This is a genomic window from Pseudomonas sp. GCM10022186 (assembly GCF_042656385.1).
GTDB lineage: Bacteria > Pseudomonadota > Gammaproteobacteria > Pseudomonadales > Pseudomonadaceae > Metapseudomonas.
Window position 1 is genome coordinate 31945 of the sequence record NZ_JBHSOU010000016.1, and the last position, 20600, is coordinate 52544.

Sequence of the window (20600 nt, forward strand, 5' to 3'; positions counted from 1 at the left end):
ACCTGTAGGGGCGAATTCATTCGCCAAGGGCGGCGCAGCTGCCCCCTGAGGCCTTGCAGGCAGACCTTCGGCCTGCTTGGCGAATGAATTCGCCCCTACAAGGTTAGGTCGCCTGGGACGCGGAGGCCGCTGGCTGTTGAAAAAAAGCCCCGGTCGGCAGGGCCGCACCGGGGCGTCAAGGCCGCCTCCGGGGAGAGGCGGCAGTGCATGTCAGGCCAGGTCGGCAACCGCCTCGGTGGGGCGGGACAGCAGGCTGACCACCACGAAGCTCGCCAGGCCCACGGCCAGGCTGTAGTAGATCGGGGTGTTGGCTTCCAGGCCGTCGGTGAACATGAACACCAGGGCGGTGATGCAGCCCAGGCCCATGCTGGCGATAGCGCCGGCGGTGGTGGCGCGCTTCCAGTAGATGGCGCCCAGCAGCGGGATCAGCATGCCGCCCACCAGCAGGTTGTAGGCCAGGGTCAGGGCGCCGAGCACGTCGTTGACGATCAGGGCGATGACCAGCACCACGAGGCCGGTGAGCAGGGTCAGCATGCGGCTCATGCCGAGGCTGGATTCCTTGCCGCCACGCAGCTTGGGCAGCAGGTCTTCGGAGATGGTGGTGGAGGCGGCGAGCAGGCCGGCGCTGGCGGTGGACATCATCGCAGCCAGGGCGGCGGCGATCACCAGGCCGCGGATGCCGTCCGGCAGGGAGGCCTGGACGATGGCGGCGAAGGCGTTGTTGACGTTGTCCAGCTCAGGCAGCAGCACCTTGGCGCACATGCCGATCAGGGCGCCCACCAGGCCGTAGATCACGCAGTAGACGCCGGCCACGGTGCCGGCGTACTTGGCCACGCCCTCGCTGCGCGCGGTGAACACGCGCTGCCAGATGTCCTGGCCGATGAGGATGCCGAAGAAGTAGATCAGGAAGTAGGTGATGATGGTGTCGTAGCCGATGGTGGTGAAGTTGAAGGCGGTTTCCGGCAGCTTCGCCACCAGCTCGTCCCAGCCACCCACGCGGTACAGGCAGATCGGCAAGAGCAGGAACATCAGGCCCACGGTCTTGATGATGAACTGCACGATGTCGGTCAGGGTCAGGGACCACATGCCGCCGATGGTGGAGTAGGCCACCACCACGCCGCCGCCGAGCAGGACGGACACCCAGAAGGGCAGGCCGAACAGCACTTCCATGACGGTGCCGATGGCCAGGGTGGAGACCACGCCGATCATCAGTGCGTAGGCGAACATGATCACCGCGCTGGCCTGGCGCGCCATGGGGTTGTAGCGGCGCTCGAGGATCTGGGTGACGGTGAAGATACGCAGCTTCAGCAGCGGCTTGGCGAGGAACAGGTTGAGCACGATGATGCCCGCGCCCAGGGCGGCGCAGAGCCAGAAACCGGAAATGCCATGGACATAGCCCAGGCGCACGGTGCCGACGGTGGAGGCGCCACCGAGCACGGTAGCGGCCATGGTACCCATGTAGAAGGCCGGGCCGAGGTTACGGCCCGCCACCAGGAACTCCTCATGGGACTTGGCGCGGCGCATGCCGTACCAGCCGAGCAGCAGCATGCCGGCGGCATAGATCAGTACTACGAAAATATCCAAAGCCATTTCAGGTCTCTCTTTCTATTGTTGTTGCCGCGGCGGGTAAGGCCGCGGCAGGTGTCGCAAGGCGCGCAACGCTTCACACTGCGCCTCTTGAATTCGTCCTAGTCCTTGTATTGCGGGCATTCCCTTTCGAGCTTGCGCAGCCAGGCTTCCCAGACCAGTTGGCGCTGCCATTCGCTGGCCTGGAACTGCTCGCAGGCGTGCACGCTGAGTTCGTTCGGCATCTCGCGGATGCCGCGCAGGGTGGAGGCGGCGACCTGGATCTCGCAGGCCTTGTTCAGGTAGTACATGACGTAGAAGGCATCGGCGACGCTGGCGCCGACGCTGAGCAGGCCGTGGTGGCGCAGGATCAGCGCGATGTTGTCGCCCAGCGACGCCACCAGCCGATCGCGTTCGCCCAGGTCCAGGGCGATGCCTTCATAGTTGTGGTAACCGACCCGCTGGTGGAACTCGGCGCTGATCTGGTTGAGCTGGGCCAGGCCGTTGTCCGCCGCGGCCACCGCCATGCCCGCCAGGGTATGGGTGTGGATCACGCAGTGGGCATCGGCGCGGGCCATGTGCACCGCGCTGTGGATGGTGAAGCCGGCGACGTTGTAGTCGGCGTTGCCTTCCACCACACGGCCGTGCATGTCCACCACTATCAGGTCGCTGGCGCGGATTTCCTCGAACATCAGCCCGAAGGGGTTGATCAAGAAGCGCGGCTCCACGCCCGGCAGGCGCACCGAGAAGTGGGTGTAGAGGGTGTCGTCCCAGCCGAACAGGGCGGCCAGCCGGTAGGCGGCCGCCAGGTCCCGGCGCAGGATGGCTTCGTTCTGCACGTTCATCAGTGGCGGATCTGCGAAAGGAATGCGCGGGTGCGCGGGTGTTGGGGGTTGTCGAAGAACTCCGCCGGGGTGGCTGTCTCGACTATCTGGCCGGCGTCCATGAACACCACGCGGTCCGCCACCTTGCGGGCGAAGCCCATCTCATGGGTCACGCAGAGCATGGTCATGCCGTCCTGGGCCAGTTCGGTCATCACTTCCAGCACTTCGCCGACCATTTCCGGGTCCAGCGCCGAGGTGGGCTCATCGAACAGCATCACCTTGGGGTTCATGCACAGGGCGCGGGCGATGGCCACGCGCTGCTGCTGGCCGCCGGAGAGCTGGCCGGGCTTCTTGTGCGCCTGGGAACCGATGTGCACGCGGTTGAGGTAGCGCAGGGCGAGTTCCTCGGCTTCCTTGCGCGACAGGTCGCGCACCTTCATCGGCGCCAGGGTGCAGTTCTCCAGCACGGTCAGGTGGGGGAACAGGTTGAAGTTCTGGAACACCATGCCCACTTCGCGGCGCACGTGCTCGCTGCCGGACCTGGTGGCGATGTCCTGGTCCTCCACCGTGATGGTGCCGGTGTCATGGGGGTTGAGGCGGTTGATGCAGCGGATCAGGGTGGACTTGCCGGAGCCCGAGGGACCGCAGATGACGATCTTCTCGCCCTGGCGCACGGTCAGGTTGATGCCTTGCAGCACCTGGAAATCGTCGTAGCGCTTGCCGACATTCTGCAGACGGATGATTTCGTTCATGTCGGGCTCCTCAGATACGGCGCATGCGGGCCAGGGTGCGTTGCACCAGGCCGACGGATTTGCTGCTGGCGCTGCCCTGGACGTCCCAGGCCAGGCGCCGTTCGAGGCCACCCTGCATCCAGGTCAGGGTGTAGACCATGGCGAGGTAGTAGACGAGGGCGACGGCGTAGTACTCGGAGAACTGGAAGGTGGTGGAGACCGTCTGCGAGGTCACCGCCATCAGTTCCTGCAGGGAGATGACCGAAGCCAGCGAGGTGATCTTCAGCAGGGTGATGAACTCGTTGGCCGTCGGCGGCACGGCGATGCGCGCGGCTTGCGGCAGGACCACGTAGCGGAAGATGTGCCAGCGCGACAGGCCCAGGGCATGGCCGGCGGCGTACTGGCCGCGGTCCACGGATTTCAGCGCGGCGCGGTTGATCTCCACCTGGTAGGCGGCTTCGTTGATGGAGAGCGCGATCCAGGCGGCGATGAAGGGGGTGAACCACTCTTCACGGAAGGCCGGGAAGAACTGCGGCAGGGCGTTCCACACGAACAGCAGCTGCAGCAGGGTAGGGGCGCCACGGAAGACGCTGAGCACCGCGCGCAGGGTACTGCGCCAGACCGTGGGCGGGCCGTCCAGCGCCAGGGCGCAGGGAATGGAGATGAGGATGCCCACCGAGTGGGACACCAGCGCCAGGATCAGGGTGATGCAGGCGCCGCGGAAGAAGTGCCAGGACGTCAGGGCGTCCCAGAAGACAGTCACATCGAAGTTCATGTACGTGTCCTGCGTGAATGGAAGCGTGCCTTCGCACTCTCTCCCGCGTACGGGAGAGGGGCGGGTGGCTGGCCTTGCTTACTGCGCGGCGGTTTCCAGGTTGGCCGGGTCGAGCTTCCATTTCTCGGCGATGGCCTTGAGGGTTCCATCGGCCTTCAGGGCAGACACGGCGTCCTGGACGGCCTGCTTGTCTTCCGGGTTCGGCCGCATGTAGGCGCCGAAGATGTCCTTCTCGGGGAAGGCGTAGAGGGTCTTGAACTGGCCGGGGGTCTGCAGTTCGCGGTAGGCCAGTTCGGTGTCCTGGGACAGGCCGGCGGCGGCGCGGCCCACCAGCACCTGCTGGGCCACGTCGCTGCCCTTGGGATAGGTCTGCAGCACGGCCGGGGTCTTGCCGGCGGCCTTCAGGTCGGCGTTGAGCTTTTCCATGATGGTCACGTAGCGGGTGCCGGACTGCACCGCCACCACCTTGCCGGAGAGGTCTTCCAGGGAGTTCAGCTTGAGGTCGCCCTTGCCGCTGCCGAAGACGATGGTGGCGCTGGCCAGGTAGGGCACGGCATTCAGCTTCTGGACCCGCTCGGGGGTGATCAGGGTGCCGCTGATGACCGCGTCGCAACGCTTGGCATCCAGGCCCGGCAGCAGGCCGGTGAACTCGGTGACGATGAAGCGCGGCTTCACGCCCCAGTGCTTGGCCAGGGCGCGTATCAGGTCCGCGTCGAAGCCGCTGGGCTCGCGGTCACCGGTCTTCTCGAAAAACTCCAGCGGCGGGAAGGTCGGGTCGGAACAAACCTGGAAACTTCCCGAGCTCACGAACGAGGGTTTGCCATCGGCGGCCGTGGCGCCACCACTCAGGGTGGCGGCGAACAGGCCGGCCAGGGCAAACAGTTTCAGCGGACGATTGCTCATCGGTAACTCCTTCAAGGCGTTTTGCAGTGGTTGTTGTTGTAGGCAGTCGCAATAAAGTGGAGCTATTTCGTTGTCACGCAGCTTCAGGGGGACCCTGAAGGGATGCTTGGGAAGTCTTCGTGGGGACCCAGCGGGGGCCCTGGGGACCGTAGACGGCGGCCGGTTCCGGGAAGATCGCCAGCAGTACCAGGTACAGCAGGGCGGCCGTGCCCAGAGTGACCGGCAGGCTGATATCGATGCCACCGGCCAGCTCGCCAGGCGGGCCGACGAACTGGCCCGGGAGGTTTACAAAGCATAGGCCCACCAGCGCACTGGGGATCCAGGCGCCCATGCCTCGCCAGTTCCGGCCGCGTTCGCTCATGGCTGCTCTCAGCGGCGCTCTACGCCGGGCAGGATGCAGAGCATTTCGTAGAGCAGGTTGGCGCCCAGCAGCGAAGTGTTGCCGGTGGTGTCGTAGGGCGGGGAGACTTCGACCAGGTCGCAGCCGATGACGTCCAGGCCCTGGCAGCCACGGATGATTTCCATCGCCTGGATGGTGGTCAGGCCGCCGATTTCCGGGGTGCCGGTGCCGGGCGCCCAGGCCGGGTCGATACCGTCGATGTCGAAGGACAGGTAGACCGGGCCGCCGCCGACTTTCTCGCGGACTTCGGCCATCAGGGGTTCCAGCGACTTGTGCCAGCACTCTTCGGCCTGGACCACACGGAAGCCCTGCTTGCGGCTCCAGTTGAAGTCTTCGGCGGTGTAGCCCTGGGCGCGCAGGCCGATCTGCACCACGCGGTCGCAATCCAGCAGGCCTTCTTCCACGGCGCGGCGGAAGGTGGTGCCGTGGGCGATCTTCTCGCCGAACATGTGGTCGTTGACGTCGGCGTGGGCGTCGATGTGCACCAGGCCCACCTTGCCGTGCACCTTGTTGATGGCACGCAGGATCGGCAGGGTGATGGTGTGGTCGCCGCCCAGGGTCAGCGGGACGATGCCGTGGCCGAGGATGCGGTCGTATTCCTGCTCGATGATGCGCACGGCTTCCAGCAGGTTGAAGGTGTTGATGGCCACGTCGCCGATGTCGGCCACGTTCAGCGAATCGAAGGGCGCGGCGCCGGTCGCCATGTTGTACGGGCGGATCATCACCGATTCGGCGCGGATCTCGCGCGGGCCGAAGCGGGTACCGGAACGCAGGGAGGTGCCGATGTCCAGCGGCACGCCGACGAAAGCGGCGTCGAGGGCTTCGAGTTCGGCAGGGGTCTGGATGTGCGGCAGGCGCAGCATGGTGGCGATGCCGCCGAAGCGGGGCATTTCGTTACCACCGAGGGGCTGATGGAGTTTCTTGTCCACGGGGTGGCCTCACGTTGTTGTGGTTGTAGGTAGTGGGGCCGATTCTGGTGACAGTGCCATCACCGAAAAATCGCTGGCCGCAAATAATTACTTCAAGGATTTCTAAACTATCGGGAGCGGGTAAGATGCCCCTTGCCGGCAGGGGCTTCTTTCCCTGTAGGGGCGAATTCATTCGCCAAGGGTCGCGCAGCGGCCCCTTTCGGCTCCAGGGAAGGAGCAGGACTGCGTCCTGCTTGGCGAATGAATTCGCCCCTACATCGTTTAATCGCACCTGGATTCGTGAGCGCCCCATGTCCACCGCCATGCCCGACCTCAAGCTCCTGCGCATCTTCGCCAGCGTGGTGCGCCACCAGGGCTTCGCCGCCGCGCAGCAGGAGCTGAACCTCTCCACCTCGGCCATCAGCACCTACATGAGCCAGCTGGAGGCGCAGGTGGGGCTGAGCCTCTGCCACCGCGGCCGGGCCGGCTTCCGCCTGACCAGCAAGGGCGAGCTGTTCTACCAGGAGACCCTGCGTCTGTTGGGCGAACTGGAAAGCTTCGAGCGCTATTCGGCCTCCCTCAAGGGCGAGCTGCGTGGCACCCTCAACCTCGGCGTGCTCGACTCCACGGTGAGCGACCCGGCCCTGCCGCTGGCCGAGGTGATCGGTGCCTACAGCCAGGAGCACGCCGCGGTGCACCTGCACCTGTCGGTGATGAGCCCCTACGACCTGCAGCTCGGCGTGCTGGACAACCGCCTGGACCTGGCCATCGGCGCCTTCTCCACGCGCATGAACGGCCTGGTCTACCAGCCGCTCTACCGCGAGCAGCACTGGCTCTACTGCAGCGAGCGCCATCCGCTGTACAACGAGCGGCGCATCCCCGCCGAACTCATCACCCAGCAGCGCATGGTGGGGCGCGGCTACTGGAGCCAGGCGGAGCTGGCGCGGCACGGCTTCAAGCACAGCGCGGCGACGGTGGAATCCATGGAGGCGCAGCTGATCCTGGTGCTCTCCGGCGCCTATATCGGCTATCTGCCGGAGCACTACGCCCATCCCTGGATCGAGCAGAAACGCCTGCGCGCGCTGCTGCCGGCCACCTTCGGCTACCAGGCGCCGTTCTCCATGATCCTGCGCCGCGGGCGGGCCAAGGAACCGCTGATCCTGACCTTCCGCGACCTGCTGCGCGCGCAGCTCAACCTGCGCTGAGGAATTGCCGTCATGCGCCGTCCGCACTGCCCGCGCTGCCAGCGCCCCGCAAGCCATTGCCTGTGCCCGCTGATCCCCCATCTGGCGAGCCGCACCCGCGTGCTGCTGTTGCAGCATCCCAGCGAGGTGAACCATGCCCTGAACACCGCGCGCCTGGCCGCCCTGGGGCTGGAGAATGCCGAGCTGCGGGTGGGCGAGCGCTTCGAGGACCTGGGCGAACGCCTGGCCGATCCCCATTACCGTGCCTGCCTGCTGTTCCCGGGCGAGGAGGCCCGATCCCTGGTGGAGATGGCCGCCAGCGACCCGCGGCCGCTGCTGCTGGTGGTGCCGGACGGTACCTGGCGCAAGGCGCGCAAACTGCTGCACCTGAATCCGGAACTCAGGGCCCTGCCCAGGGTGACCCTGCCCGCGGGCCTGACCTCGCGCTACCGCCTGCGCAAGGCCCCCATGGCCGGGGCGCTGTCCACCCTCGAAGCCGTCACCGTGGCCCTGGATATCCTCGAAGCGCCAGCTCGGTTCGATGAACTGCTACGGCCGTTCGAGGCATTGATCCAGGGGCAGATCGAAGCGATGGGGGAGGAAACCTTCAGACGCAATCATGGGGACGGGGAGTAGCGTCCATGGCAGGACTGCGTCCTGCTCAGCGATTGAAATCGCCCCCACAGGAGAAGGGCCCAACTGCGGGGCCGGGCACGGGCTGCTGCTTTTCTGTGGGGGCGAATTCATTCGCAAAGGGCCGCGCAGCGGCCCTGGTCAATGCACCGGCACGGCCTCCTGCCGGGCTGTAGGGTGGAAACCGCTCTTGTTTCCACCAAAGGAGTCGGGCTGGGCATCGATGGTGGATAGAAGAGCGCTATCCCCCTACGCACTAGCGCTCGCGCATGGCCTCCTGCCGAGCTTTCAGCACGGGTTTGAGCAGGTAATCCAGCACGCTTTTCTCGCCGGTGATGATGTCCACCGTGGCGACCATGCCGGGGATGATCAGCAGCGGGTGATCGTCCTTGCCCAGGTGGCTCTTCTCGGTGCGCACCTGGATCAGGTAGAAGCTCTTGCCTTCCTCGTCCGTGATGGTGTCGGCGCTGATCAGTTCCAGGTCGGCCTTGAGGCCGCCGTAGATGGTGTAGTCGTAGGCGGTGAACTTGACCATGGCCTTCTGGCCCGGATGGAGGAAGGCCACGTCCTGCGGGCGGATGCGCGCCTCGATCAGCAGGCTGTCCTCCAGCGGCACCACTTCCACCAGGTCGCTGCCGGGCTGCACCACGCCGCCGATGGTGTTGACCTTGAGCTGCTTGATCACCCCGTGCACCGGCGACACCACGGTGGTGCGGCTGACGCGGTCGTCGATGGCCTTGCTGGTGGAGGTGATCTTCGACAGTTCGGTGCGCGCCTCGTTGAGCTCCTTGAAGGCGTCGGAGCGGAAGGACAGGCGGCTTTCCTCCATCTTCCGCTCGATCTCCGACACGGCCGCTTCGGCGCGGGGAATGGCCAGGTTGGTGGCCTCCAGCTCGCCACGGGTTTCCACGGCGCTGCGCTGCAGGCGGAGGATTTCCACCTGGGCGATGGCGCCGGCCTTCACCAGCGGCTGGGACATGTTCAGTTCCTGCTGGATCAACCCCAGGCTGGAGCGGTACTGCTGGCTCTTGGAGCGGAATTCGGCCAGTTCCTGTTTCTTCTGCCGCAGCTGTTCGCTGAGGATGTGCTGCTCGCTGTCCAGGCGCTGCATACGGGCGCGGTAGAGGGACCTCTCGTCCTCGGCCAGCTGCGGCGCTTCGCGGGTGATTTCCTCGGGCAGGGCCAGCTCGCGGCCTTCGGCCTCGGCGGAAAGGCGTTCCACCTTGGCCAGCAGCGCCAGGCGGTCGGCCTCGGTCTCGCCCTTGTTCGAGCGGAAACGAGTGTCGTCCAGGCGCAGCAGCACGGTACCCTTGTCCACCACCTGGCCTTCGCGCACGAGGATTTCCGCGACTATGCCGCCCTCGAGGTTCTGGATGACCTGCACCTTGCTGGAGGGGATGGCCTTGCCTTCGCCCGTGGTGACTTCTTCCAGCACCGCCAAGCGTGCCCAGGCCAGGGCCACCAGCAGCAGGGTGCAGGCGACCCAGACGGTGATACGCGTGGCCCGGGGCGAGTCTTCGAGCATGGCGCCGGCGACTTCCGGCATGAATTCGGTATCGGCCTTGCCGCCGAAGTAGCTGCGGGGAGTCTCTGCACTGGCCATGACCTGTCTCCTCAAGCGTTGCCCTGGCCGACACGACCCTTGCGCAGCGCGTCGATAACGGTGTCCTTGGGGCCGTCCGCGACTATCTGGCCGTTGTCCAGCACCACCAGGCGATCCACCAGCGCCAGCATCGAACTGCGGTGGGTGATGAGGATCAGCGTCTTGCCCGCCAACCAGGCCGCCAGGCGCAGGCGCAGCTGTTCCTCGCTGCTGTTGTCCATGGCGCTGGTGGGTTCGTCGAGCACCAGCAGGGGAGGGGCGAGCAACAGTGCCCGGGCCAGCAGTACGGCCTGGCGCTGGCCGCTGGAGAGCAGCTGGCCACGCTCGCCCACCGGGCGCTCGTAACCCTGTGGGTGTTGCCGGGCGAGTTCGGCGACGCCAGTCAGCTCCGCCACTTCGAGCATGCGCTCGTCGCTGACGTAGCGCGCGCCCAGGGTCAGGTTGTCGCGCAGGCTGCCCGCCAACAGGGGCAGGTCATGGCTGACGTAGCCGATCTGCTGGCGCAGGTCGCCGATATCGGTCTGTCGCAGGTCGATGCCGTCCAGCAGCAACTGGCCCTGGTCCGGGGCGTAGAACCCGAGGATCAGCCGCGCCAGGGTGCTCTTGCCCGAGCCGCTGCGGCCGATGATGCCGACCCGTTCACCGGCATTGAGCCGCAGGCTGATCCTGTCCAGCGCCGGGGCCGCCTGCCCGGGGTAGCGGAACTCCACATGGCGCACTTCCAGGTTGCCCTTGAACGACTGGTGCTCCAGCGGCCTCTGCCCGGATTCGCGTTCCTGGGGCAGGGCCATCAGCGCGTCGGTGGACTTCATGGTCAGCCGCGCCTGCTGGTAGCGGGTGATGAGCCCGGCGATCTGCCCGAGGGGCGAGAGCACCCGGCTGTTGAGCATGTAGCAGGCCACCAGGGCGCCGACGCTGAGGTTGCCGTCGATGATGGCGTAGACGCCGCTGACGATCATCGCCAGGCCGGCGAACTGCTGCATGAACAGGGTGCCGTTGGTGGCCAGGGCGCAGAGGAAGCGGGCGTGGCTGTCGAGGCGGGCGAGGGCGCCATGGGTGCGCTCCCAGCGGTGCTGGCGCTCGCTTTCGGCGCCGCAGGCCTTGAGGGTTTCCAGGCCGGCGAGGGTCTCGATCAACAGCGCCTGGCGTTCGGCGCCGAGGGCCAGGCTGCGCTGCACCGTGTCGCGCAGGCGCATCTGGATCAACCAGGCGAAGAGCGCGGTGAGCGGGAAGGCGAGGAGCGGGATCGCCACCAGCGGGCCGGCGAGCAGGCCGATCACTAGCAGCATCAGCAGCGAGAAGGGCAGGTCGATCAGGCTGGTGAGGGTCACCGCGGTGAGGAATTCCCGCAGGCCCTGGAAGTCGTGGATGCTCTGGGCGAAGCCGCCGACGGTGGCCGGCCGCGCCTTGAGGGACATGCCGGTGATGCGCTCGAAGAGGGTGGCCGAGAGCACGACGTCGGTCTTCTTCCCGGCGTTGTCCAGCAGGTTGGCGCGCAGGACGCGCAACAGCAGGTCGAAACCGCTGCCGATCAACAGGCCGATGGTCAGCACCCAGAGGGTCGCGGTGGCCTGGTTGGGCACCACGCGGTCGTAGGTCTGCATCACGAAGAGCGGTACCAGCATGCCCAGCAGGTTGATCAGCAGGCTCGCCAGCATGGCGTCGGCGTAGAGCCAGCGGGACAGCTTCAGGGTGTCGCGGAACCAGGACTGCACCCGGGGCAGCAGCGGGCTGTGGGCGTCTTCCAGTTCATGGCGCGGGCGGGCGAACAGGGCCTGGCCGGTGTATTCCAGGGCCAGCCGCTCGCGGGCGACCCATTGCTCGCCGCCATCGGCCTCGCAGGGCAGGATCAGCGCGCGGCCGCTGTCGTCGAGCCGGGTCAGTACCGCGCTGCGACCGCCCTTGAGCAGCAGCAGCAGGGGCAGGTTGAGCGGCGAGATGGCGTCCAGTTCGCGGCTCAGCAAGCGCCCCTGGAGGCCGGCGCGGGCCGCGGCACGGGGCAGCAGGTCGGCGGACAGGCGCTGGCCCGGCAGCGGCAGGCCGCTGCAGAGGCTGGCGCGACTGGCCGCGCAGCCATGCAGCCGGCAGAGGATCAGCAGGCCGTCGAGCAGCGGGTCGTCATGGCCCTGGCGCGGGTCCCGGGGACTGTCAGTCCGCTCCATGGTGGTCATGATCACGGCCTCCCATGGTGCTTCACTTCATTTCCGGCAACCGGGCTTCGCTCTTCACCTCGGTGAGGGCGACGGCTTCGGCCGGGACCACGACATTCTGGCGCCGCAGCAGGTCGCCCATGGCCGAGAGCACCCGGTACATGGAGAACTCCTCGGTGTAGCGCACCTCCACGTAGCGGCGGTTGGCGGTGAAGAGTTCGTTCTCGCTGTCCAGCAGGTCGAGCAGGGTGCGTTGGCCAAGGCCGAACTGCTGCTGGTAGGCCTCGCGGACACGGGCGGTGTAGTCGGCGTAGGTACGGGCCTCGGGGGTCTGCTTGCGGGCGTTCTCCATGGCGTTCCAGGCCAGGGAGAGATTCTCGTTGAGCACTCGCAGGGCGTTGTTGCGAATGTCCATGGACTGGTTGATTTCATGCGCGGCGGCCTGCAGCCGTGCCTTGTCGCGCATGCCGTTGTACAGGTTGTAATTCATCACCACGCCGGCCCGCCAGGTGTTGTTGTGGCCTTCGTCGCCTTGCACGTTGTCGTCGGCGGTGGTGGCCAGCTCGGCATCCAGGCGCGGATAGAAGGGCGATTTTGCCGACTCGTACTGGCTCTCGGCGGCGTACACGTCGGCCTGGGCCGATTTCAGCAAGGGGTTGGTATCCATCACGCCCTGGCGCGCGGCCAGCAGGTCGGCGGGCATCTCGCCCTTGATGGTGCCCGGGGTCACCAGCTCATCGGCGGGCAGGCCCACGGCGCTGTAGAAGTTGGCTTCGGCGTCGGCCAGGTTCACTTCCTCGGTGTAGAGGTTGTTGCGCGCCAGGGCCAGGCGCGCCTCGGCCTGGTCGAAATCCGCGGTGCTGCCCACGCCGCGTTCGCTGCGCAGGCCGATCTGGTCGTGGATGCGCTCGTGGGCCATCAGGTTGTTCTTCGCCAGGACCACCATCTCGCGGCGCTTGAGCACCTCCAGGTAGACCTCCACGGTGCGCAGCGCCAGGCTTTCTGCCGTGCCCAGGGTGAAGTAGGCACGGGAGTTGACCACGGCCTTGGTGCGTTTCACTTCGTTGGGGGTGTTGAACCCGTCGAAGAGCATCTGCCGCAGGCGCAGTTCGGCATCGCGGAAGTTCAGGGTTTCGGTGTGGTGATCGCCGAGGGCGCGGGTGGTGGGATTGTCGCTGTGCTCGCGACCTACGCCAGTTATCAGGTCGACGGTCGGTTGGTAGCCCCCTTTGGCGACCTTCGCCTCTTCGTCGGCGACGAGCCGGTTCTGGGCGCTTGCCAGGAGTTCGGGGTGCTTGTCGATCGTGCTCTGGATGGCGTCGGTCAGCGTCATGGCCTGGATTTGCGAAGCGGCTACGGCCAGGAAGATTCCGCTCCACAGGGGGTTGAGGGTGCGCATTTCAGGTCGTTCTCCTTGTCAGAACTACTCTCCCTGGCGCCAGTAAATTGGCGAAAATCCAAGGCAAACCGTTTCAGGCTTGTAACAACAGAGCTAAGAACAACTTTTGGCTTGGCTAAGAAGAAATCCTCACAAGCGTTATCAGCAAAAATTCTTATGCATTCGTCGGAAATCCCGGACATCTTTTCGCCAGCATCTCGCGTTTTTCAGGGCCTTTGGCCCTGGTCAGCGAATGCGGATTGCGGTCAGGCACAACTAGAGAATCATCAGGGCGGGGTAAATCCGGAGCTGCGACAGGCGCCGGGTTGCGTGACGTTTTATTGACGACTCGTGCTTGTTCTTTCGGCGCGGTCCCCACCCCCGATGCTCCTTCACGTACCCGTATTCGGTCCGGATGTGCTGTGACCCCTCATTGACTGGGATCGGCGCTGTCCGGCTGGCAGCACGTCGTGCGGGAGGAAGGAGTCATGGCTGGATCAATCGGGGTCGTCCGTCAGGTCGTTGGTGAAGTCTTTGCGGTCAGGCTCGATGGCTTGCGCCGGTTGCTCAGCGAAGGCGACCGCGTGTATTTCGGCGAGCAACTGGAAACCGGCAGCAATGGGGCCGTGGCGGTGGCCCTGGGCAATGGCCGGGAACTGGTGCTCGGACGCGACAGCAGCATGACGCTGGACAACACCCTGCTGGCCGGCAGTCCCGACCCGGAGCGGACCGCCGACAGCGCACCGGCGGCCCCCAGCCAGCAGGACCTCACCGACGTCGAGAAGCTGCAGGCCGCCATCGAGGCGGGGGTCGACCCCACCAGGGCTGCCGAGGCCACGGCCGCAGGGCCCGGTTCAGGCGGCGCCGGAAGCGGCAACGCCGGTGGCGGGCACTCCTTCGTGCTGCTGGGCGAGACCGCCGGCTCGGTGGACCCCGCCATCGGATTCCCCACCGGCCCCATCGGCTCCGTCCCGGAATTCCCCCTGCCCGAGACGGCCATTCCGGCCGACGAGCCGGCCAACGGCGTGCCGCAGGCGCGCGACGATGGACGGACCGCCAACGAGGATGGCCCGCGCGTGCTGGGCAATGTGCTGGATAACGACGACAGCGGGCCGGACCTGCCCCTCAGGTTCGTGTCGTGGCAGGTCGGCGTGGCCCTGGAGGGCAGCAATGGCAGTCGTCAGGTGAACACCGACTTTGGCGTGGTGACCCTGAATCCGGACGGCAGCTTCGACTTCGAACTGGCCAGGGCGATCCCGCTGCTGAGAGCGCTGGACGAGGACCAGCGCGTCGACCTCAGCTTTGGCTACACCATCGAGGACAGCAATGGCGACCAGAGCTCGGCGACCCTCACCATCACCATCGTCGGCCGCAACGACGGCCCAACGGTGGAGGTCAGCTTCCCGCAGAGCGAAGGCGGCCTGATCCAGGTATTCGAGCGCGGCCTGCCCGGCGGCTCCGGGGCCGGGGATGGCAGCACGGTGGTGAACGGCAACTTCCAGCTCGGCGACCCCGATGGCCTGGATGACCTGAAGTCCCTCAACGTGGGCGGCCTCACCCTCGACCTGACCACCAGCAGCTTCGCCAGCCTGGTGGGGCAGAGCTTCGCGGCGGAACACGGCACGGTGCTGATCACCGGCTTCGATGTCGCAAGCGGCAGCTACAGCTTCAGCTATACCCTGACCGAAGCCACCCTCGATGCCGCCGGTCCGGAGACGGACGGCTTCCTTATTAATGTCAGCGATGGCCTGGCCAGCGCCTCGACCACTGTCCGCATCGAGATAGTCGACGACCTGCCGCGGGCCAACCCGGATAGCGGCAGCCTGGCCGAGGGGGGCGTGCCATCGAGCCTCGCTGGCAACGTGCTGGACAATGACCTGTCCGGCGCCGACCAGGCCAAGGCCTTCACCAGCTGGAACGGCGTCGCCGGCGCCACTCCCGGGGCGAATGGCAGCCTGCTGGTGGATACCCCCTACGGCCTGGTGACCCTGAATGCCGACGGCAGCTACGCCTTCGTGCTGGCCAACGGCTCGGCGGCGGTGGAAGCGCTGGACGCGGGCGAGCAGGTCAGCCTGCAGTACGCCTACTCCATGCGGGACGGCGATGGCGACCCCAGCGATGCAGTGCTGACCATCAGCATTCTCGGCAGCAATGACGTGCCAACGGTGCAAGTCAGTTCCCCGGATACCCAGGGCGGCCTGGCCCAGGTCTTCGAGCGCGGCCTTTCGAGCGGCTCCAGTGCCGGCGATGGCAGCACCGTGGTCAACGGCAGTTTCAGCCTTGGTGATTCCGATGGGCTGGACACGCTCAAGTCCCTGACGGTCGGCAGCCTGAGCCTCGACCTCGGCACCGGCAGCTTCGCCAGCCTGGTGGGGCAGAGCTTCGCCGTGGCCCACGGTACGGTGCTGATCACCGGGTTCGACGCCGCCGCCGCCGCTTACAGCTTCAGCTACACCCTGAACGAGACCACCATGGACGCCGATGGTCCGGAGACGGATGGTTTCCTGGTGACCCTGAGCGACGGCCTGGCCAGCGCTTCGGCCACGGTCGGCATCGAGATAGTCGACGACCTGCCCCGGGCAATGGCCGACCGTGCCTTTGTCAGCGAAGGCGGCAGCGTCAACGGCAACGTGGTGACCGGTGCCGGGTTGGGGAATGTGGCCGACCGGTTCGGCGCCGATGGCCGCCCGTCGCCGACCACCGGCGTCGTCGGTGTGCGTGCCGGTGGCGATACGACGACCCCGGTGTCGGGGGGCGTGGGCGTGCCCATCGATACCCTGTTCGGCACCCTGGTGCTCAACGCCGATGGCAGCTACAGCTACACCAGCAACCCCGACAGCCTGGCCCAGGCCGGCGCGGTGGACACCTTCACCTACACCATGGTCGACGCCGACGGCGATATCAGCACCACGACCCTGACCATCGATGTCGCCAGCATCACCGTGATCGGCGGCGTAGGGGCGGGCTCCGACACCGAGGTGCGCGAAGCCGCCCTCGGCTTCGGCAGCGAACCGGCGAGCAACGACGAGCTCGCCAGCGGCACCCTGGTGGCCAGCGGTGGCAGCGGCCCTTACAGCTTCAGCCTGGGAGCCGGTGCCGGTATCGGCCAGTACGGCCAGTTGGTGGTGGGCAGCGACGGTAGCTACAGCTACACCCTGACCTCGGCGCCCAAGGTCAACCCGGGCGATAACGGCAACAACCTGCAGTTCACCGAGACCTTCACCTTCCTGGTGACCGACGCCAATGGCAACACCGGCACCGGTACCCTGACCGTGGCCATCATCGACGATGTGCCGGACATCCGCGTGCAGGGCCTGGACGGCTTCGAGCTGCAGGTGGACGAAACCACGCTCGGCGTCACCGACAGTACCAACTTCGCCGGCGCTTTCACGTCCGTATTCGGTGCCGACGGCGCCGCGCCCGGCAATGCCATCAGCTACAGCCTGGGTGTGAAGTCGCCGGGTGTGGACAGCGGGCTGCGGGATAGCGCGACCGGCAACGGCATCCTGCTGTTCAAGGAGGGGGCGGATATCGTCGGCCGCGTGGCCGGGGGCGGACAACTGGCCTTCCGTGTCAGCGTGGCGGCCGATGGAACCCTGACCCTGGAACAGTCGCGGGCGATCTTCCACAGCCCCGATAGCGGCCCGGACCAGGTGACCGGCCTGGCTGCCGGCGACCTGGTCACCCTGACCGCCACCCTCACCGATGGCGATGGCGACACGGACAGCGCGACCCTCGAACTGGGCGGCGCCATCAGCTTCCGGGATGACGCTCCCTGCATCGACCCCCATGTGACCGTCTGCCTCGACGACGACGCCTTGCCCTACGGTAACCCCGGTGGCTGGGGCGACAGTGACCCGGACAGCCACAACACCAGTGGCATCATCCCCCACGATTTCGGCGCCGACGGCCCCGGCGAGATCGAGCTGCAGGACAGCGGTGCGCCTTATGGCTTCACCTACGTGGAAACCTCGAACGGCCTGTTGATCAAGCAGGGTGAGGTGACCGTCATCACCATTACCCTGGACAGGTTCACTGGCGCTTACACCGTCGTCCAGAACGCCCCCATCCTGCATCCCGACGGGTACGACGAGAACGACCTGACCTTCGAGGTCGAGTACAAGATCGTCGATCGCGATGGCGACCGCGCCGACGGTTCGCTCTACATCAAGGTGGATGACGATACGCCGCGGGCCTATGCCGACAGCGGCAGCCTGAGCGAAGACGGCCCCTCCACCAGCCTCAGTGGCAATGTGCTGGACAACGATGCCGGCGGCGCCGACCAGCCCAAGGCCTTCACCAGCTGGAACGCCGTGGCCGGCGCCACTCCCGGCGACAACGGCAGCCTGCTGGTGAATACCCCCTACGGCCTGCTGACCCTCTATGCCGACGGCGGCTACAGCTTCGAACTGGCCAATGGTTCCGCGGCGGTGCAGGGCCTGGCCCCGGGCGAACGGGTCAGCCTGGAGTACGCCTACTGCATGCGCGATGCCGATGGCGACACCAGCGAGTCGACCCTGACCCTCACCATCTGCGGCAGCAATGACGCCCCCACGGTGGGGGTCAGCTCGCCTGGCGGCGAAGGCTACCTGGCCAAGGTGTACGAGCAGGGCCTGCCGGACGGCTCCAGCGCCGGCGACGGCAGCAATGTGGTCACCGGCACGTTCAGGCTGGGCGATACGGACGGGCTGGATAATCTGAAATTCCTCAGCATCGGCAGCCTGACGTTCGACCTCAGCGGCGGCGGCTTCGATTTTGCCAGCCTGATCGATCAGAGCTTCAGCACCGCCCATGGCCAGGTGACGATCACCGGCTACGACGGCAACGGCACCTACAGCTTCAGCTACACCCTGAGCGAAGCGACTACCGACGGCCCCGCAACGGAGACGGACAGCTTTCTTGTCAACGTGGACGACGGCCAGGCGAGCGCCTCGGCCACTGTCCGCATCGAGATAGTCGACGATGTCCCGGCGGTGATAGCCAGGAGCAACCTGGTGTACGCGAACGCCAGCAATGGCTCGACCGGCGGGACCGGCACCTTCGACTACCTGATAGGTGCCGATACGCGGACGTCCTACAGCGCCTCCCATTCGGATTTCTCGGCCATCACCCTGAGTGGCACCGTGGGCGCCTCGTCCATTTCCGCGGCGACGGTCAGCTGGATGTCGGAGAGCGATACGTCGGCGGTATTCAAGATCCAGTTCAGCTACGACCCGGATCCCTTGTCCTCGAGCAACCCCCTGGCCCAGGCGACGGGGACGCTCACCTTCGACAAGCTGGCCGGGACCTACAACGTCGAACTGGACTCGCCCATCGAAAGCTACAGCATCGTCCAGACCAGCAATACCCTGAGCCGGGAGACCTTCGACCTGGTGTCGGGTGGCGCGTCGCAGCCGGAAATCGTGGTGTCCAGGCTGTCGGGGGATTTCTACGTGCGCTTCACCGGGCTCGCACAATCCACCCCGTCACCCCTGAAAACCACCGGTGGCGACCTGGATCTCGGCAGCAACGATGTGTTCACCGCAGGGCAGGGCTGGGTGAGCATTTCGGGGAATGCCAATGGGGTGTCCAGCGACACCATCAAGGCCGGCGATGCGCTGAACATGGACTTCTATCGCACCAGCCCCGGCGGCGCGGTAGACCCCGGCCCCGGCGATGCCCGCGCCAATGCGATGTTCCTCAAGATCGATCAGTTGACCGGGAAGGAGGACTTCGTGGTCCTGCTGAAACTGATCGACCCGGATGACAACTCCATGATCACCCGGGCGGTGGTCGTCGACTATGCCGACATCTTCCTGAGCGGCGAGACCAATCCCTACGGCATCACCTTCGGCGACGGCTCTGATGGCGTCTTGATCATCGAGTCGAACGACTACAACGCCGCGGGCGAAAACTACCTCATCTACGGCGCCCAGTTGCTGACCTCGACCGAGAGCGTGACGGGCCATGGCATCAACCTGAACCGCAATACCGGCATTGCCGGCGGGTCTTCCCTGGCACTGGCGGCCCTGGTGGCCTTCGAGGCCAATGGCGGCGTGGTCGCCGATACCGCGGACCAGGATGTCATCAAGATCGTCGACATAGGCCTGGTCACCACCCAGAGCAACACCCAGAACGCCAACCTCGATTTCACTTTCTCGCTGGTCGATGCCGACGGCGACGTGACCAGTCCCCAGGTGCTGGAGGTCGCCATCGTCAACGGTTCGAGCTTCACCGGCAGCGCCGCCGACGAGGTCATCCAGGGCACTTCGGGCAATGACCTGATCGATGGCCTGGGTGGCATGGATACCGCCAGCTACCGGCATGCCGGCAGCGGCGTCACGGTAAGCCTGGATACCACCACGGCGCAGAACACCGGCGGAGCGGGCAGCGACACGCTGGCCAACCTGGAGAACCTCGTCGGCTCCGATCACAACGACACCCTGACCGGCAACGGCGGCGACAACCATCTGTTCGGCCTTGCCGGCAACGACGTCCTGCAGGGCGGCGATGGCGATGACTGGCTGGTCGGTGGCCTGGGGGCGGATACGCTGAGCGGCGGCGCCGGCAAGGACAGCTTCGTCTGGCAGGAAGGCGGGCTGGATGGGAACGTCGATCACATCACCGACTTCCAGGTGGATACCAGCGGCGCCAACTCCGATGTGCTCGACCTGTCGCAACTGCTGGGCGGCGTGGGTCAGGACCCGAACGAGCTGCAGAACTACCTGGATTTCGCCTTCGCCGGGACCACCACCAGCGTCTCCGTGAAGACCGAGGCGACGGGCCCCGTGGAGCAGCAAGTGGTGCTGGACAACGTGAACCTTGCGACGCTGTACGGCACCACCGACGAGGCGCAGATCATCGACAACATGCTCGGAGACAACGCACTCAAGGTGGACGTCTAGGTGTCGGGGGCAGGGGAGGGACCATGGTTTACGTACAGCGCGACGAGAAGGGCAGGGTCCTGCGGGTGGAGCACGAGCCCTTCGACTGCATGACCCAGAGCCTGTCGGCCAACGACCCGGAGGTGCGGACCTGGTTCGCCAGCCGTTGCCTGCATGACCACCTGATGGCCCTGCAGCACTCCGACCTTGAGCTGGTGAGGGTACTCGAGGATCTGCTGCAGGTGCTGGTGAGCCGGGGATTGTTGAACTACACCGACCTCCCCGAGCCCGCGCGCCGCAAACTCCAGCACCGCGCCCAGGCCCGCTCCCGGGTCGGTGACCGTGGTGGCCCGGAGGCCGACGAGACAGGTATGCCCTCTTGAGCGGCTGAACTGTCGGAAAAGCCGACAGAAGCGCTGAAGGCTGGAGGCTGGACGAAAAACGGGATGTGGGGTGAATTCATTCGCGAAGGGCTGCGCAGCGGCCCCGTAGGGTGGACCACGCTTCACCGGTCCACCTTTCGCGGTTCGCCCAGGCTCCGCTGGTGGATGTGAAAAGCGACATCCACCCTACGCACTTCCAGCTTCCAGCTTCCAGCTTCCAGCTTCCAGCTTCCAGCTTCCAGCTTCCAGCTTCCAGCCGGTCGCTCGTAGGATGGGTCGGGCGGCTGACGCCCCTTCGT

13 protein-coding genes and 1 pseudogene are annotated in these 20600 nt (G+C 66.2%); 4 read left to right on the forward strand and 10 right to left on the reverse strand.

Features of this window, described 5'->3' with window-relative positions:
* Positions 1 to 210: 210 nt before the first annotated feature.
* The 7 genes and pseudogenes from ACFPU0_RS08970 to speB all read right to left on the reverse strand — a co-directional run bounded on the left by ACFPU0_RS08970 (position 211) and on the right by speB (position 6128).
* A complete protein-coding gene (locus tag ACFPU0_RS08970) occupies positions 211 to 1590 on the reverse strand; it encodes a sodium:solute symporter (protein WP_377692560.1) in 1380 nt (459 codons plus the stop codon).
* Between the two features lie 98 nt (positions 1591 to 1688).
* The gene (locus ACFPU0_RS08975; protein WP_377692561.1) at positions 1689 to 2411 is read right to left on the reverse strand and encodes a class II aldolase/adducin family protein; all 723 of its coding nucleotides are present in this window, start codon (positions 2409 to 2411) and stop codon (positions 1689 to 1691) included.
* Positions 2411 to 3142, reverse strand: coding sequence for an amino acid ABC transporter ATP-binding protein (locus tag ACFPU0_RS08980; protein WP_377692563.1), 732 nt, complete (start codon positions 3140 to 3142; stop codon positions 2411 to 2413). The genes ACFPU0_RS08975 and ACFPU0_RS08980 overlap by 1 nt, the downstream gene beginning before the upstream one ends.
* 10 nt (positions 3143 to 3152) lie before the next feature.
* A complete protein-coding gene (locus ACFPU0_RS08985; RefSeq protein ID WP_377692565.1) occupies positions 3153 to 3896 on the reverse strand; it encodes an amino acid ABC transporter permease in 744 nt (247 codons plus the stop codon).
* Positions 3897 to 3974: 78 nt separating this feature from the next.
* Entirely contained in the window at positions 3975 to 4799 is an 825-nt protein-coding gene (locus tag ACFPU0_RS08990) for a transporter substrate-binding domain-containing protein (protein ID WP_377692566.1), read from the reverse strand.
* A 73-nt stretch (positions 4800 to 4872) separates the two neighbouring features.
* A pseudogene (locus ACFPU0_RS08995) lies at positions 4873 to 5154 on the reverse strand (cytosine permease); the annotation flags it as partial.
* 14 nt (positions 5155 to 5168) lie between these two features.
* Positions 5169 to 6128 carry an agmatinase gene (gene speB / locus ACFPU0_RS09000; protein ID WP_377692568.1) on the reverse strand — a complete coding sequence of 320 codons (960 nt, stop codon included), beginning with the start codon at positions 6126 to 6128 and terminating at the stop codon, positions 5169 to 5171.
* Positions 6129 to 6418: 290 nt separating this feature from the next.
* Here speB and ACFPU0_RS09005 point away from each other — a divergent pair, with 290 nt between their 5' ends.
* Together ACFPU0_RS09005 and ACFPU0_RS09010 are read left to right on the forward strand one after the other, a co-directional pair.
* Positions 6419 to 7312, forward strand: a complete 894-nt coding sequence (locus ACFPU0_RS09005) for a LysR family transcriptional regulator (RefSeq protein WP_377692570.1) — start codon at positions 6419 to 6421, stop codon at positions 7310 to 7312.
* Positions 7313 to 7324: 12 nt separating this feature from the next.
* Positions 7325 to 7927, forward strand: coding sequence for a tRNA-uridine aminocarboxypropyltransferase (locus ACFPU0_RS09010; RefSeq protein ID WP_377692572.1), 603 nt, complete (start codon positions 7325 to 7327; stop codon positions 7925 to 7927).
* A 253-nt stretch (positions 7928 to 8180) separates the two neighbouring features.
* Here the strand turns inward: ACFPU0_RS09010 and ACFPU0_RS09015 are convergent, their stop codons facing one another.
* From ACFPU0_RS09015 to ACFPU0_RS09025, 3 genes are read right to left on the reverse strand one after another with little or no spacing between them, the layout of a single operon-like run.
* Positions 8181 to 9527 carry an HlyD family type I secretion periplasmic adaptor subunit gene (locus tag ACFPU0_RS09015; protein ID WP_377692574.1) on the reverse strand — a complete coding sequence of 449 codons (1347 nt, stop codon included), beginning with the start codon at positions 9525 to 9527 and terminating at the stop codon, positions 8181 to 8183.
* Positions 9528 to 9538: 11 nt separating this feature from the next.
* Positions 9539 to 11698 (reverse strand): type I secretion system permease/ATPase, encoded by a 2160-nt coding sequence (locus tag ACFPU0_RS09020; protein ID WP_377692575.1) that lies wholly within the window; start codon positions 11696 to 11698, stop codon positions 9539 to 9541.
* 22 nt (positions 11699 to 11720) lie between these two features.
* The gene (locus tag ACFPU0_RS09025) at positions 11721 to 13076 is read right to left on the reverse strand and encodes a TolC family outer membrane protein (RefSeq protein WP_377692577.1); all 1356 of its coding nucleotides are present in this window, start codon (positions 13074 to 13076) and stop codon (positions 11721 to 11723) included.
* A 467-nt stretch (positions 13077 to 13543) separates the two neighbouring features.
* Between ACFPU0_RS09025 and ACFPU0_RS09030 the strand changes: the two genes are divergently transcribed.
* Together ACFPU0_RS09030 and ACFPU0_RS09035 are read left to right on the forward strand one after the other, a co-directional pair.
* On the forward strand, positions 13544 to 19939 hold the full coding sequence (locus ACFPU0_RS09030; protein ID WP_377692578.1) for a retention module-containing protein: 6396 nt from the start codon (positions 13544 to 13546) through the stop codon (positions 19937 to 19939).
* Positions 19940 to 19962: 23 nt separating this feature from the next.
* Entirely contained in the window at positions 19963 to 20301 is a 339-nt protein-coding gene (locus tag ACFPU0_RS09035; protein WP_377692580.1) for a tryptophan synthase subunit beta, read from the forward strand.
* Positions 20302 to 20600 lie beyond the last annotated feature (299 nt).

Excerpts from the sequence above, each read along its gene's own strand:
- ACFPU0_RS08980 (WP_377692563.1), bottom strand. The coding sequence starts at position 3,142 with ATGAACGAAATCATCCGTCTGCAGAATGTCGGCAAGCGCTACGACGAT.
- ACFPU0_RS09005 (WP_377692570.1), top strand. The coding sequence starts at position 6,419 with ATGTCCACCGCCATGCCCGACCTCAAGCTCCTGCGCATCTTCGCCAGC.
- ACFPU0_RS08970 (WP_377692560.1), bottom strand. The coding sequence starts at position 1,590 with ATGGCTTTGGATATTTTCGTAGTACTGATCTATGCCGCCGGCATGCTG.
- ACFPU0_RS09030 (WP_377692578.1), top strand. The coding sequence starts at position 13,544 with ATGGCTGGATCAATCGGGGTCGTCCGTCAGGTCGTTGGTGAAGTCTTT.
- ACFPU0_RS08975 (WP_377692561.1), bottom strand. The coding sequence starts at position 2,411 with ATGAACGTGCAGAACGAAGCCATCCTGCGCCGGGACCTGGCGGCCGCC.
- ACFPU0_RS08985 (WP_377692565.1), bottom strand. The coding sequence starts at position 3,896 with ATGAACTTCGATGTGACTGTCTTCTGGGACGCCCTGACGTCCTGGCAC.
- ACFPU0_RS09015 (WP_377692574.1), bottom strand. The coding sequence starts at position 9,527 with ATGGCCAGTGCAGAGACTCCCCGCAGCTACTTCGGCGGCAAGGCCGAT.
- ACFPU0_RS09020 (WP_377692575.1), bottom strand. The coding sequence starts at position 11,698 with ATGACCACCATGGAGCGGACTGACAGTCCCCGGGACCCGCGCCAGGGC.
- ACFPU0_RS09010 (WP_377692572.1), top strand. The coding sequence starts at position 7,325 with ATGCGCCGTCCGCACTGCCCGCGCTGCCAGCGCCCCGCAAGCCATTGC.
- ACFPU0_RS09025 (WP_377692577.1), bottom strand. The coding sequence starts at position 13,076 with ATGCGCACCCTCAACCCCCTGTGGAGCGGAATCTTCCTGGCCGTAGCC.
- ACFPU0_RS08990 (WP_377692566.1), bottom strand. The coding sequence starts at position 4,799 with ATGAGCAATCGTCCGCTGAAACTGTTTGCCCTGGCCGGCCTGTTCGCC.
- ACFPU0_RS09035 (WP_377692580.1), top strand. The coding sequence starts at position 19,963 with ATGGTTTACGTACAGCGCGACGAGAAGGGCAGGGTCCTGCGGGTGGAG.